Consider the following 14,123-nt stretch of genomic DNA (forward strand, 5'->3'; position numbering starts at 1 on the left):
GCATCAGGCCGGGTCGGACAGGGCGGTCAACTCCTTGCGCGCCGCCGCGGCCGCGTGACCCGGCACCGCTCCGAAGGGCGCGATCAGCCGATAGAAGACCGGCGTCAGGATCAGGGTGAAGACAGTGGCAAAACCCAGCCCGCCGACAACCACCCAGCCCACGGCCTGACGGGCCTCGGCCCCGGCTCCGCTGGAGAGGATCAGCGGCAGCCCACCCAGGACCGTCGAGATCATGGTCATCATCACCGGGCGAAGGCGCAGTGCCACGGCATCGCGGATCGCGCTGTCGATGTCGCGCCCCTGTTCGCGCAACTGGTTGGCGAATTCGACGATCAGGATGCCATTCTTGGCCATGATCCCGATCAGCATGACAAGGCCGATCTGGCTGTAATAGTTCAACGATCCGCCCGACAGGGCAATGGCAATGATCGCCGCGCCCAGGCCGAATGGCACGGTCAGCATGATCACCAGGGCCGAGGCGAGGCTTTCGAACTGGGCCGACAGCACCAGCAGCACGACCAGGAAGGCCACAGCAAAGACCGCGATTGTGCCGGCCTGACCCTCTTCCAGCGTGGCCGCCTCGCCCAGCAGGGTGACTCCGGTGCCCGGAGAAAGCACTTCGCCCCCCAGATCGAGTGCCAGCGCGGCCGCCGTGCCCAGATCGACCCCGGCGGCGAGATTGGCCGTGACCGGCACCGCACGGTCGCCATCCTCACGCGACAATTGCGAGGCGCTGGCCGATTGCCGGAATTCCGTGACCGCCGAGAGGGGCACATTGGCACCGCTGCTGCTTTGGACGAAGGCGCGCTCCAGATCGCCGGGATCGTTCAGCGGTCGTCCGCCCGGCTCGACTGTCACATCGGTTTCCTCACCATCGATGAAGACCGATACCGGGTTCGATCCGCTGGACATGACGTTGATCAATGCCGAGACATCGGTCGGCTCGACCCCCAGTTCCTCGGCCATGGCGACATCGATATGCACTTCGACCAGCGGCTGTGTGGTGTCATAATCGATCTGCGGATTGGAAAACACATCCGGGCGTTCCGACATGGCGGCGACAAGCTTTTGCGCCTCACGCGCCAATGTTTCGTAATCGCTGCCGGTCACGGCCAGCTGCACCCCTCTGCCAGCCCCGCGAATGCCAAGCGAATTGCCTGATCTGGCGATTCCGGTGACGCCGGGAACGCGCTGAAGTTCCCGATTGAGACGTGTCAGGATCTCCTGTTGCGTCACGTCGCGTTCGGACCAGTCCTTCAGCCGCACGATCACGAAGCCCGAGGCCGAGCCGCCAAAGCCCGAGATCGACTGCACGATATCCACCCCGCCTTCGCCCTGATAGCTTTGGGCAATGGCTTCGACCTGCCGGATCTGGCTGTCGGTATAGTCACTGCTGGCGCCAGCCGGTGCGCGCAGGACGACAAAGAAGAATCCGCGATCCTCGGTGGGTGTCAGACTGGAACTGAGCGACGTGAACATGCCCGCGGCGACCACCGCAAAGGCCAGGGCCGCGCCGATGACGAGCGAGGGCATCTTCAGGGCATGGTCCATGAAGCCCAGATAAGCGCGGGCAAACAGGGAATGTCTGGCCGTTTCCGCGTCGTCTGCCTGACCTGGATCGAATGTCGCGCCCAGCATCGGCACCAGCGTCAGCGCGACAAAGGATGACAGCATCACCGCAAAGGCCAGCACGAATCCGAACTCTGAAAAGATCCCCCCGGCCTGACCGGGGAGGAAGGAAATCGGGATGAAGACTGCCGCCAGCGTGACCGTGGTCGAGATGACGGCAAAGAACACCTCGCGCGTGCCTCGAATGGCAGCGGCGCGCCGTCCCAGCCCCATCCGGCGATGGCGCACGATGTTCTCGACCACGACGATTGCGTCATCGACCACCATGCCGGTGGCCAGCACCAGCGCCAGCAAGGTGATCGTGTTGACCGAAAAGCCCACCAGCCAGATCGCGGCAATCGTTCCCACCAGAGAGACGGGAATGGCCAATGCTGGAATGATCGTCGCCCGCCATGCACGCAGGAAGACAAAGATCACCGCAACCACGATCAGCACTGCCAGCGCGATGGACAAGGCAACTTCGGTGATCGACTGTTCGATATAGACCCCGTCATCCGAAGTGATGGCGAGGGACACGCCTTCGGGCAGTCTCTGCGAGATCTTGTCCACTTCGGCGCGGACATCGCGCGAAATGGTCAGCGTGTTTCCCTCGGACTGGCGCATCACGTTCAGCCCGATCGCGCTTTGACCGTTCACCCGTGAAAACACGGTCCGCTCTTTTGCCGAAAGCTGGACAAAGGCGATGTCGCGCACGCGCGCCGTATCGCCGACGCGCAGATTGGCGATTTCCTCGGCCGTGACCTCGGGTAGGGTCGTGCGCATGGTGATGGCCTGGTTCTCGCTTTCGATCTGTCCCAGCGGCGCATCATTGCGCAGTCTGGACAGCGCGCGTTCCAGGTCCGAGATGCTAAGGCCGCGTGCGTTCAATGCGCTCATGTTCACGCGGACAAGGAATTCGCTTTCCTGCTCGCCCGCGATCTCGATTTCGGACACACCTTCGATGGTCGTCAGTTCGTCGGCAATGTCGTCCTCGGCAATGCGCGACAGATCTTCCAGCGTGGCGTTGCCCGACAGGGCAAGGCGCATGATCGGATCGGAATCGGCATCGCTTTTGGCCACGGTCGGGGAATCGATATCGTCGGGCAGGTCGCGTTCCTGCTGGGCGATGATTTCGCGGGCCTCGTTTGCTGCGGTGTCGATATCGACATTCGAGGCCAGTTCGATGGTGATCCGCGAGGTTTCATAGCTGGACCTTGAAGAGATATTCTCCACGCCGTCCAGCGCGGTCAAAGCATCCTCCAGAACCGAGGTGATCTCGGTATCCATGGTTTCGGGAGAGGCGCCGTCATAGCTGGCCCGGACCGAGATGACCGGTTGGTCGACATCGGGCATTTCGCGGACCTCGACCCCCATGAGCGCAGCCAGCCCGGCCACCAGAATCAGCAGGTTCAGCACAACGGCCAGAATCGGGCGGGCAACGAACAGCCCCGCGCTGCCTGCGCGGGTCAGGGGATCACTCGCCATCGTTCAGCCCCGCGATATCCATCTTGCGCGCCTTGGCGGATGTGGTCTGATCCCGTGCCGGCTGGCTGCGTTCACGCGCGTCGGCGGGGGTCATGACGGGGCTGCCCTCGCGCAGCTTCTGCGTACCTTCGACGACCACCTCGCTGCCGTTCTCCAGCGCGGCATCCAGCCAGACCGTATCGCCGTCGCGATGCAGGATCTGGACGGGAACGCGGGTCGCAAGCCCTTCGCGCACCGCCCAGACGCTTGCCCCCTCGTTGCTCCATGTGACGGCCAGCGAGGGCACGCTTGGGGCCGGGACGCTGGGACGCGAGGCGAAAACGGTGACGACCGAACCGGGCAGTACCGGAATGTCCGAACTGTCGATACGGGCTTCGACATCGATCTGGCGGGTTTCGGGGTCGATCTCGGTGTCCACGCCGGTCACCACGGCCTTGTAGACCGTGCCCGGACGGGTCGGCACGCGCAGGTCGACCTCCAGTCCGGCAGCCAGAAAATCAAGCGCACGGTCGGGCAGGCTGAAATCGACGCGAAGCTTGTCGAGGTTGGTGATGGTCACGATTTCCGTGCCCACGGCCAGATAGGTGCCGACCTCGATATCGGACAGGCCAAGGCTTCCGGAAATGGGCGCGGTGATGTTGCGTTGATCAAGCTGGTATTGCGCGGTCTCGACATTGGTGCGGGCAATTTCGACCGCGGTGCGCGCCTCGGATATCTGCACCGGCGACACGGCGGCGCTGCCCTGGGCATCCAGCGTTTCCAGCCGCTTCAGCGCGTCTTCCGCCTCGGCCAGTTCGGCCTGCGCGGTTCGCAGCGCCAGGGTTGCGGCGCGATCCTCCAGCCGGATCAGCGTGTCGCCTTTGACCACCTCGGCATTGGCGCGCAACTCTGACGAAACGACCTTGCCCGCGACCTCGTTCTGCACTCTTACCCGGCTGGTGGAGCGCACGGTTCCAATGGCCTGAAAGACATCCTGATAAGGCACGACACTGACCGGCTGGGTTGTGACGATGGCCGGGCGGGGTGCACCACCGCGCGCCGGCCCCGCGCCGCCCCCTTGGCCCGACAGGGCCGTCTGCGCCTCGGTCACTTCTGCGGGCTGATGCACGAATGTGGCGTAATAGGCCCCGGCGACAAGCGCGGCCGCCAGCAGGATATGAGAAGCGCTCTTCAGCATTATTGTATCATCCTTGCCTGCAAAAAGTGTAATCCCGATCGCAATCGTGGCACCAGAATCGGACCATTCCATCTCCCGCTATGGCGAAAACAATCCCAACCAAACCCAAATGAAAGGACTGATCCGCCGACCTGGGTGCAGATCGGGCGCATATGGGCGCCAAAGGAGGTCATTTTCCGCGGCTTGCGCGGCAAATGCGCAAGGAGACAGCGCAACCTCGATACAGGGAAGCCACCGCAGACCGGAATTCTTCGCGATACATATCGAGGGGAAATGGTAGCGGAGGAGGGACTTGAACCCCCGACACGCGGATTATGATTCCGCTGCTCTAACCAACTGAGCTACTCCGCCACAGGTGAGGGGCGATGTAAGGCGTGGCGCATGGCTCGTCAAGCGGTTTTCTTGCCTTTTTGCCGCCACGCGTTAGGACAGCGTGATTGATGAAGGAAAACAGATGACACCCGATATTCCGGCCTCGCGCGATCTGGTGTTGATCGGAGGCGGTCACACCCACGCCCTGATGCTGCGCATGTGGGGGATGCGGCCCTTGCCGGGGGCGCGGCTGACGTTGATAAATCCCAACCCCGTGGCCGAATATTCCGGGATGTTGCCTGGCTTCATCGCGGGAATATACCGGCGTGAGGAGCTGTCGATCGATCTGGTCCGGCTGTGTCGCCATGCCGGGGCGCGGCTGATACTGGATCGCGCAACCCATATCGACCGCGATGGGCAGCGGATCGAACTGGCGGGGCGGGGGCCGGTGGCCTATGATCTTGCCTCGGTCGACATCGGGGTCAGCACGGCGGTTTCCGCGATTTCGGGCGCGGATGCACATGTCCTGCCGGTCAAGCCGACAGACCGCTTCGTGCAGAGATGGACCGAGTTTCTGCAGGATGGCGGTGGGCGGATCGTGGTGATCGGGGCCGGGCTGGCCGGTGTCGAGATCGCCCTTGCCGCGCGCCGGCACCTGCCGAACGCCCCGGTTCATGTGGTCGAGGCCGACACGACGCCGCTGCGCGAATTGTCGTCGCGCGCAAGAACACTGGTCCGTGCGCGAATGGCTTCGGCCGGGGTTACCCTGACCTGCGGCGCGGCAGTGGTTGCCGTGACGAAGAACACGGTTGAACTGGCCGATGGGCGGGTCCTGCAGGCTGATCTGGTAATCGGCGCGGGCGGGGGAAATGTCGCGCCATGGCTGGGTCAGGCAGGGCTGGAGATGATGGGCGACCGGGTTGCAGTCGAGGCGACGCTGCAGACATCCGATCCGGCGATCTACGCCGTGGGCGATTGCGCGGTGATCCGCGATGCTGTCCGCCCTCAGGCCGGTGTGTTTGCCGTGCGCCAGACACCGGTATTGCTTCACAATCTGAAGCGCAGCCTGACTGGTCGGACGGATCTGCGCCGCTTTCGCCCCCAACGCGACTGGCTGCGCCTGATCGCGGCGGGCGGGGATGCGGTGGCGGACAAATGGGGCTTTGGCGCGCAGGGAGGCTGGGTCTGGCGCTGGAAAGACCGGATAGACCGGCGCTTCATGGCAAGGTTGCATGATCTGCCCGACATGAAGCAGCCCGAGGTTCCGCGGGTTCTGGCAGAAGGTGCCCGAGATGCCATGGGCGACAAGCCTCTTTGCGGCGGCTGCGGTGCGAAGATGGGCCGAGGCGCCCTGCGGCATGTCCTGGCCCGTCAGCCCGTGACGCCGCGTGCCGATATCCTGACCGGTCCCGGCGATGATGCGGCGGTGATTGCGGTCAACGGGCAAAAACAGGTTCTGACGACGGACCATCTGCGCGCCTTCCTGCTGGATCCGGCGCTGATGGCGCGGATTGCGGCGTTGCATGCGCTGGGGGATATCCGCGCGATGGGGGCGAGACCGCAATCCAGCCTGATTCAGGTGACATTGCCGCGCATGTCCGAAAGGCTTCAGGAACGTACGCTGAATGAAATCATGGCGGCGGCATCGGATGTGCTGGCCAGAGCAGGGGCTCCGATCATCGGAGGGCACAGTTCCGTGGGGGCCGAACTGACCATCGGCTTTTCCCTGACCGGCCTGGTTGAGAACCCGATTGCGCAGAACGCCCGACCGGGTGACATCCTTGTCCTGACCAAGCCGGTGGGAACGGGCGTCATCATGGCCGCGGAAATGCAGAAACGCGCGCCCGGTCCGGCTGTATCGGCCGCGTGGCGGGTGATGGCGCAGGATCAGGCCGGGGCGGCGCGGATTCTGGCTGGCGGGCAGGGCGTGGCAGCGCGGGCGATGACCGATCTGACCGGCTTCGGGCTGGCAGGCCATCTGGCTGGTATGGCCGAAGCGTCTGGCGCGACATTGCGGGTGGATCTGGCGGCGCTGCCGGTCCTGCCGGGGGCCGAGGATCTGTCGGCGGCGGGACTGCGCAGTTCGATCTACGCGGCAAATCGGGCTGCGGTGCTGGGGCTGGTGACAGTTCCGGATACGGCGCGGGGGCGTCTGGTCTTTGATCCACAGACCTCGGGTGGTCTGCTGGCCGCAGTGCCGGCCGAGGCCGCGGCGGGGATCATGCAGGCCGTTCGCGATGCCGGAGAAGATATATGGGAAATCGGCCGGGTCGAGCAGGGGCCGGTGCGGGTCTGTTTCGACTGAAACCGGGGCGGAGGACGGGTGCGGCCTGACCGCACCCGGACAGGGCGTTAGCCGCGCGCCTTGACGACATGCAGCAACGGCATGACATCGGACATGTCGGGACCATGGGCCTGACCGGTCACGGCCTTGCGCAGAGGCATGAACAGCCCCTTGCCCTTGCGGCCCGTCGCTTCCTTGACCTTGGCGGTCCATTCCGACCAGGTCGAGTCGTCATAGGGCGGGGGCGGCAGCAGCTGCATGGCTTCGGCGATGAATTCGGCGTCTTCGGGGTCGATCTGGGGTTCGGCCCCTTCGCTGAAGATCTTCCACCACTCGCCCAGATCCTCGATACGGGTGATGTTCTGCGAGGCCACGCGCCAGAAGCGTTCGGCCTGATCTGCGGGCACGCCAAGCGCGGCGATCCGATCCTTGACGGCATCGAAGGGCAGGGCCTGATTGCGTTCGCGGGTCAGCGGCCACAGATCATCGGCATCGAATTTGGTGGGCGAGGCCCCGAAATGGGACAGGTCGAACTGCTCGGCCAGCTCGTCCAGGCTGGCCAGCTTGACCGGCTGGCCCGATCCCAGCCGCGCCATCAGCGACAGCAGCGCCTCGGGGGCGACACCGGCCTCGCGCAGGTCTTTCAGCGACAGCGCGCCGATCCGCTTGGACAGTTCCTCGCCCTTGGCGCCCGTCAGCAGGCTGTGATGGGCGAAAGAGGGCGGCGTGCCGCCGATCGAGCGGATGATCTGGATCTGGGTGGCGGTATTGGTGACATGGTCCGAACCGCGCACGATATCGGTCACGCCCATATCCGTGTCATCGACGCTGCTGGCAAATGTATACAGCACCTGCCCGTCGGCACGGATCAGCACCGGATCGCTGACCGAGGCGGCGTCGATCGAGATGTCGCCCAGAATGCCGTCATTCCATTCGATACGTTCGTGATCCAGCTGGAAGCGCCAGTATCCCTCGCGACCCTCGGCGCGCAGCTTTTCCTTGTCGGCATCCGTCAGGCCCAGCCCGGTGCGGTCATAGACCGGCGGCTTGCCCATGTTCAGCTGCTTCTTGCGCTTGAGGTCCAGTTCGGTCGGGGTTTCGAAAACCTCGTAGAGGCGGCCGGACTTGCGCAGATCCTCGGCGACGCCGGCATAGCGGTCCAGCCGCAGCGACTGGCGCTCGATCCGGTCCCAATGCAGCCCCAGCCAGTCCAGGTCGCGCTTGATGCCATCGACATACTCTTCCTTCGAGCGTTCCTGGTCGGTATCGTCCAGTCGCAGGATGAAGGTGCCGCCGGCCTTGCGCGCGATCAGGTAATTGAACAGCGCGGTGCGAAGATTGCCGACATGGATATGCCCGGTGGGTGATGGTGCAAAGCGGGTGATGGTCATGGAAACGTCTCCTGTTGCTGGCTGCTCTTTCACAGAAGGCGTTTTTTGTCCATATCAGGGATGTAACGCAGGAGGCGTGAATGACTGACTGGGACGGGATGAAAGCCCCGGATGCGGCAGGACTCGAGGCCATGGCGCGCGCCGCCCTGGCGACCCTGCCGGCGGAATTTGCGGGCCATGCACAGGATGTCGCGATTCGTGTCGCGGAATTTGCGCCCGAAGACATTCTGGATGAACTGCAGATCGACGATCCGTTCGAACTGACCGGCCTGTATGACGGCATTCCGGTGACGCAGAAATCTGTGACCGATCAGCCCTCGGGGCCGGATATCGTCTGGCTGTTCCGACGGCCGCTGCTGGATGAATGGGCCTCGCGCGGGGATGTTCCGCTTGGCGAATTGATCGGTCATGTCGTCACGCATGAACTGGCGCATCATTTCGGTTGGAGTGATGAGGATATCGCCCGTATTGACAGGTGGTGGGAATGAGCATGCATGCACCGATCCTGACCGTTACGCTGAATCCGGCGCTGGATCTGTCCACCGGGGCCGATGAGGTCAAACCCGATCTGAAGCTGCGCTGCGACAAACCGGTCGTCGATCCCGGCGGCGGTGGCATCAATGTCAGCCGCGCGATCAAGGTCATGGGTGGGGAATCCACGGCCATGGTGGCTCTGGGCGGGGCGACCGGCGCGCGCATCCACGACATGCTGCGGGCTGACGGGCTGACCGTGCGGCGCCTGACCGCGCCGGGAGAAACGCGGCAATCGCTGGCCGTCAAGGATCGCTCGACCGGCGGGCAATACCGCTTTGTGCTGCCCGGACCGGAATGGCACATGACTCATGTTTCGGAAATGATGTCCGCCATTGCCGAAGCCGCGCGGGCAGGAGGCTGGGTCGTCGTCTCCGGTTCGAACCCGCCGGGGGTTGCGCCGGGCTTTGAACAGATGCTGACCGTGCGGCTGAAGGACGGGCGGGCGAAATTGCTGGTGGATACTTCGGGCGACGCGTTGCGTGCGCTGGCCGGGTCATCGACGCCGGTGGATGTGCTGCGCATGGACAGTCACGAAGCCGAGGGTCTGGCCGGGCGCCCTCTGCCTGATCGCAGGGACAGCGCCCAGTTCGCCGCCGATCTGGTCCGCGAAGGGGCGGCCAAGGCGGTGATCGTTGCCCGTGGTGCGGATGGTTCGGTCATTGCCCAGGCTGACAGCGCCTGGCATGCCGAGGCCGCCAGCGTTCCCGTGGTCAGCGCGGTCGGTGCCGGCGACAGTTTCGTGGCGGGGTTTGTTCTGGCCATGGCGCGGGACTGGCCGGTGCAAGAGGCGCTGGCCCTTGGCGCGGCGGCCGCCTCGGCTGCGGTGATGACACCGGCGACCGAGCTGTGCCATGCCCATGACGTGGAACGGCTCTACGCGCAGCGCGTGGTGACGCGACTCTAGGAAGCGAAGCCCTCTTCCGCGCGGACGTCGGAAGAGGGCGGTCATGATTACCCTGCCAGCAGAGCGGCATTGCCGCCCGCTGCCGTGGTGTCGACGCAGAGATGCCGTTCATGGGCAATATGCGCCTGATCGGGCATGGAGGTGATCAGCGGCAGGATCGGCCCGCTTTGTGCGGCAAGGGCTGCGGCATAGCTGTGCGCCTGTTCCTGATTGCCCCACCAGATGGCGGCAGAGATTCCCTCGATCCGGCCCAGTTCTTCCGCGCTGAGCGCACCCGGGACGGCAACGGCCTGTCCGCCAAGGGCTTCGACCGCGCGAACCTGCGCTCGGGCCGTGGCGGCACCCGGACCAAGGCAGAGGATCGGCGGCCGGGTGACCATGACCAGGCGGTTCAGCTCTCCGGTCGGTCCGGGCATGATCTGTTCGTCCAGCAGGGTCTCGGTCGGAGCAGGAATGTCGCGGCGCAGTTTCGCGGCATCGGCCGTCCTTTCCCATGCGGTTCCGGTGGCTTCGCCTGCCTTTGGCCGGAAGAAACGATCGACATACAACGGGCCACCCGCTTTCGGGCCGGTTCCCGACAGGCCTTCGCCGCCAAAGGGCTGGCTGCCGACGACGGCACCGATCTGGTTGCGGTTCACGTAGAGGTTGCCGCAGTGGATCGCATCGGTGATCTCCTGCACGCGCGAGTCGATACGGGTGTGCAGGCCGAAGGTCAGGCCGAAGCCACGGGCATTGATGTCACTGATGACCTTTTGCAGATCGCGGTTGCGGAAGGTCGCAACATGCAGAACTGGCCCGAAGATTTCGCGTTCCAGATCGTCGATGCCGGAAACCTGCAGCAGGGTCGGTGACAGGAAATGCGCCTGTTTGGGGGCGGGCGTCTGGTGCAGGATCTTGCTGCGGTTGGCGTCGAGATATCCGGCAATGCCGTCCTGGGCTTCGGCGTCGATCAACGGGCCGACATCGGTGGACAGCAGCCATGGATCGCCGACGCTCAGTTCGTCCATCGCACCCTTGATCATCTTGATCAGATTGGGGGCGATGTCTTCCTGAACATACAGGCAGCGCAGCGCCGAGCAACGCTGCCCGGCCGAGCGGAAGGACGAGGCGACGATGTCGCGCACGGCCTGTTCCGGCAGGGCGGTGGAATCGACGATCATGGCGTTCAGGCCGCCGGTTTCCGCGATCAGCGGGGTGCCTGGCGCCATATGTTTCGCCATGGCGCGGGCGATGACGCGGGCCGTATCGGTCGATCCGGTGAAGACCACGCCATTGATGCGCGCATCCGAGGTCAGCGCAGCGCCCACCGTGGCACCGTCGCCGGGCAGATATTGCAGGGCAGAGACCGGCACGCCGGCCTCATGCAACAGCCGCACGCCAATGGCGGCAATCAGCGGTGTCTGCTCGGCCGGTTTGGCCAGCACGGCATTGCCGGCCGCCAGCGCCGCCGTGATCTGGCCGGTAAAGATGGCCAGCGGGAAGTTCCAGGGGCTGATGGCGGTAATGATGCCGCGTGCCTCGCCGTCGCGGGCCTCGCCCTGATTGGCATAGTAGTGCAGGAAATCCACGGCTTCGCGCAGCTCGCCCACGGCGTCGGTCATCGTCTTGCCGGCTTCACGTGCCAGGGTGGCAAAGATGACGCCGAAATTCTGTTCGTAGAGATCCGCTGCGCGGCGCAATACGGCTGCGCGCTCGGCGGCGCTGGCCTCCCAGGGGCGGGCATCGGCGATGGCCTGGGCAACGGTGGCGGAATCGGCCTCAAGGATCTGCGCGATGGTTTCTCCCGTCGCGGGGTTCAGGACCGGGGCGGGTGTGCCCGAAGGTTGCGAGACAGTGATCGGGGCCGCATCAGGGATTTGCGTGTCGCGCGCCGCATCAATGCGCGACAGGGTCATGGCATCATTCAGGTCGAAACCGGTGGAATTGCGACGCTCGGCACCAAACAACGCATGGGGCGGCACAAGGCCTGCAGGCGCCGAGGCCGTTGCGACATCGACGAAGGGGTCCGAGGCCACCTCTTCCGGGCTGACGCTTTCATCCACGATCTGATGCACGAACGAGGAGTTCGCGCCGTTTTCCAGCAGGCGGCGGACCAGATAGGCCAGCAGGTCGCGATGCGCACCGACCGGCGCATAGATACGGCATGCGCCCTTGGTTTCGCGAATGACGATGTCATGCAGGCGCTCGCCCATGCCGTGCAGGCGCTGGAATTCGAAATCGATGTCACCGACCATTTCAAGAACGGCGGCGACGGTCTGGGCGTTATGGGTCGCGAATTGCGGGTAGATGCGGTCGGCATAGCCGATCAGCTTCTTGGCATTGGCGATATAGCTGACATCGGTGGCCGCCTTGTTGGTGAACAGCGGGAAACCGGGCAGGCCCTCGACCTGCGCATGTTTCATCTCGGTATCCCAATAGGCGCCCTTGACCAGCCGGACCATGATCTTGCGGTCCAATCGCTCGGCGGTGTCATGCAGCCAGTCGATCACGGCGCCGGCGCGTTTGCCATAGGCTTGAACGACCACGCCGAATCCGTCCCATCCGGCCAGCGAGGGATCCGAAAGCACCTCCTCGATCACCTTCAGCGAAAGGACCAGGCGATCCTGTTCCTCGGCATCGACATTCATGCCCATTCCGGCGGCCTTTGCCTTGCGGGCAAGTTCCAGAACGATGGGCACCAGTTCCGTCAGGACGCGCTCTTCCTGGGCGACCTCGTACCGGGGATGCAAGGCGGACAGCTTGATCGAAATGCCGGGGTTCTTCTGAACCGAGGGCTTGTCACAGGCCTTGGCAATGGCGTCGATGGCGCTGGCATATTCGCGCGCGTAGCGGGCGGCGTCCTCGGCGGTCATCGCGGCTTCGCCCAGCATGTCATAGCTGTAGGTGTAGCCCTGTTTCTCCAGCGTGCGGGCGCGGTCCAATGCGGCCTCGATGGTCTGGCCCAGAACGAACTGCCGTCCCATTTCCTTCATGGCGCGTCCGACCGCAGTGCGGATCACCGGCTCGCCCAGGCGGCGGATCGCGCCGCGCAGCGTGCCTGCGATTCCGGGTTGGTCGTCTTCCAGAACCTTGCCGGTCAGCATCAGCGCCCATGTCGATGCGTTCACCAGCGAGGACGAGGCCTCGCCCATGTGCTTGCCCCAGTCAGAGGGCGCAATCTTGTCTTCGATCAGCGCGTCGATGGTCATCTTGTCCGGTACGCGCAGCATGGCCTCGGCCAGGCACATCAGGGCAACGCCTTCCCGCGTGGACAACCCGTATTCCGACAGGAAATGTTCCATCAGGCTGGGCTTGGCCTCATTGCGGATGCGCCGGACAAGATCGGCCGCGCGGGCGGTGATCTGGGCGCGGGCGGCATCATCCAGATTCGCCTGAGAGATCAGGTCCTGAACAAGCCGGGCTTCATCGCGGAACTTGGAATCGGTCGTGAAGGCAGAGAAATCTGAATGGGTCATGGGGCACCTCCTGCGGGAATACCCTTTGATAACGGATAATACGAAGGTAATGTGTCCAACTGACATATCTAGCATAGGCAAGTCGGCTAAATTTGGGGTCGAAATCGGGAAACTTGGAAATGGAAGACATTCTTGATGCGACGAATCGCAAGATTCTGGCCGAACTGGTTGCCAATGCGCGCATTCCCGTGACCGAACTTGCCAAGAGGGTCGGGCTGTCCAAGACGCCGGTCGCCTTGCGGATCCGGCAGATGGAAGAGATGGGGCTGATCACGGGATATCGGGCGATGCTGTCCCCGCTGAAACTGGGGCTGACCCATGTCACCTATATGGAGGTGCGGCTGACGGATACGCGGCAAAAGGCGCTGGAACAGTTCAATGCCGCCATTCGCGCCATCCCCGAGGTCGAGGAATGCTATATGATCGCTGGCGGCTTCGACTATCTGGTCAAGGTGCGGTCGCGTGACATGGCCGATTTCAGGAATATCATGGCCGAAAAGATCTCGACCCTGCCATATGTCAGCGGCACCTCCAGCTATGTCTCCATGGAAGCCGTGGTCGAGCAGGGCTGGACCTCGATCTGACGGGCACCCGGTCACGCTTTCCGCTTGCGTCCGGGCGCGGTTGTCGGGGACGGTTGTCGTACGGGCACGGGGGAGAATGATGACATTGAAGATGGATGCGGATGCGCTGAACGCATTTCTGGAGTCGGATTTTCCGCAGGTAGCGGGGCAGTATCTGGTCGAGACCGTGGATGAAACCACATTGACCGCGCGGCTGAAGGTCGAACAGACCCATCTGCGCCCGGGCGGCACGGTCAGCGGTCCGGCAATGTTCGCGCTGGCCGACCTGGCGATCTATTGCGCGATCCTGTCACGCATCGGCCCCGTCGCACTGGCCGTCACCACGAATGCCTCGATCGACTTCATGCGCAAACCTGCTGCGGGGCGTGATCTGATCGCTCAATGCCGGG

9 protein-coding genes and 1 tRNA gene (1 of these 10 only partly in view) are annotated in these 14,123 nt (G+C 64.1%); 5 read left to right on the forward strand and 5 right to left on the reverse strand.

Annotated elements, in window-relative coordinates:
• Positions 1 to 3: 3 nt before the first annotated feature.
• The 3 genes from JHW44_RS01300 to JHW44_RS01310 form a co-directional block, all read right to left on the reverse strand.
• Positions 4 to 3,093, reverse strand: coding sequence for an efflux RND transporter permease subunit (locus tag JHW44_RS01300; protein WP_089344885.1), 3,090 nt, complete (start codon positions 3,091 to 3,093; stop codon positions 4 to 6).
• Complete coding sequence (locus JHW44_RS01305) at positions 3,083 to 4,270, reverse strand: efflux RND transporter periplasmic adaptor subunit (RefSeq protein ID WP_179217742.1); 1,188 nt, start codon at positions 4,268 to 4,270, stop codon at positions 3,083 to 3,085. The genes JHW44_RS01300 and JHW44_RS01305 overlap by 11 nt, the downstream gene beginning before the upstream one ends.
• 274 nt (positions 4,271 to 4,544) lie before the next feature.
• Positions 4,545 to 4,621 (reverse strand) — tRNA-Met (locus JHW44_RS01310).
• Positions 4,622 to 4,724: 103 nt separating this feature from the next.
• Between JHW44_RS01310 and selD the strand changes: the two genes are divergently transcribed.
• Positions 4,725 to 6,887: a selenide, water dikinase SelD gene (gene selD / locus JHW44_RS01315; protein ID WP_089344887.1), complete on the forward strand. Its 2,163-nt coding sequence runs from the start codon at positions 4,725 to 4,727 to the stop codon at positions 6,885 to 6,887.
• 47 nt (positions 6,888 to 6,934) lie between these two features.
• Here the strand turns inward: selD and gltX are convergent, their stop codons facing one another.
• Positions 6,935 to 8,257, reverse strand: a complete 1,323-nt coding sequence (gltX, locus tag JHW44_RS01320) for a glutamate--tRNA ligase (RefSeq protein WP_089344888.1) — start codon at positions 8,255 to 8,257, stop codon at positions 6,935 to 6,937.
• A gap of 80 nt (positions 8,258 to 8,337) precedes the next feature.
• Here gltX and JHW44_RS01325 point away from each other — a divergent pair, with 80 nt between their 5' ends.
• Positions 8,338 to 8,745 (forward strand): metallopeptidase family protein, encoded by a 408-nt coding sequence (locus JHW44_RS01325; protein ID WP_089344889.1) that lies wholly within the window; start codon positions 8,338 to 8,340, stop codon positions 8,743 to 8,745.
• On the forward strand, positions 8,742 to 9,695 hold the full coding sequence (locus tag JHW44_RS01330) for a 1-phosphofructokinase family hexose kinase (RefSeq protein ID WP_245847217.1): 954 nt from the start codon (positions 8,742 to 8,744) through the stop codon (positions 9,693 to 9,695). Before JHW44_RS01325 ends, JHW44_RS01330 begins: the two co-directional genes overlap by 4 nt.
• Positions 9,696 to 9,742: 47 nt before the next feature.
• Here JHW44_RS01330 and putA read toward each other — a convergent pair whose 3' ends face one another.
• Positions 9,743 to 13,150, reverse strand: a complete 3,408-nt coding sequence (putA, locus tag JHW44_RS01335; RefSeq protein ID WP_089344891.1) for a bifunctional proline dehydrogenase/L-glutamate gamma-semialdehyde dehydrogenase PutA — start codon at positions 13,148 to 13,150, stop codon at positions 9,743 to 9,745.
• A gap of 119 nt (positions 13,151 to 13,269) precedes the next feature.
• Between putA and JHW44_RS01340 the strand changes: the two genes are divergently transcribed.
• Positions 13,270 to 13,734, forward strand: coding sequence for an Lrp/AsnC family transcriptional regulator (locus tag JHW44_RS01340; RefSeq protein ID WP_089344892.1), 465 nt, complete (start codon positions 13,270 to 13,272; stop codon positions 13,732 to 13,734).
• A gap of 79 nt (positions 13,735 to 13,813) precedes the next feature.
• Positions 13,814 to 14,123 carry the 5' portion of a PaaI family thioesterase gene (locus tag JHW44_RS01345; protein WP_089344909.1) on the forward strand. Its footprint extends 110 nt past the window's final position, so 310 of the gene's 420 nt are visible here — the first part of the coding sequence; the start codon lies at positions 13,814 to 13,816; its stop codon lies beyond the right edge, outside the window.

Origin of the sequence: Paracoccus seriniphilus (assembly GCF_028553745.1) — a bacterium.
Lineage (GTDB): Bacteria > Pseudomonadota > Alphaproteobacteria > Rhodobacterales > Rhodobacteraceae > Paracoccus > Paracoccus seriniphilus.

What these genes read in the sequence shown, in the direction of transcription:
- JHW44_RS01300 (WP_089344885.1), bottom strand. Translation starts at nt 3,093, where the DNA reads ATGGCGAGTGATCCCCTGACCCGCGCAGGCAGCGCGGGGCTGTTCGTT.
- JHW44_RS01305 (WP_179217742.1), bottom strand. Translation starts at nt 4,270, where the DNA reads ATGCTGAAGAGCGCTTCTCATATCCTGCTGGCGGCCGCGCTTGTCGCC.
- selD (WP_089344887.1), top strand. Translation starts at nt 4,725, where the DNA reads ATGACACCCGATATTCCGGCCTCGCGCGATCTGGTGTTGATCGGAGGC.
- gltX (WP_089344888.1), bottom strand. Translation starts at nt 8,257, where the DNA reads ATGACCATCACCCGCTTTGCACCATCACCCACCGGGCATATCCATGTC.
- JHW44_RS01325 (WP_089344889.1), top strand. Translation starts at nt 8,338, where the DNA reads ATGACTGACTGGGACGGGATGAAAGCCCCGGATGCGGCAGGACTCGAG.
- JHW44_RS01330 (WP_245847217.1), top strand. Translation starts at nt 8,742, where the DNA reads ATGAGCATGCATGCACCGATCCTGACCGTTACGCTGAATCCGGCGCTG.
- putA (WP_089344891.1), bottom strand. Translation starts at nt 13,150, where the DNA reads ATGACCCATTCAGATTTCTCTGCCTTCACGACCGATTCCAAGTTCCGC.
- JHW44_RS01340 (WP_089344892.1), top strand. Translation starts at nt 13,270, where the DNA reads ATGGAAGACATTCTTGATGCGACGAATCGCAAGATTCTGGCCGAACTG.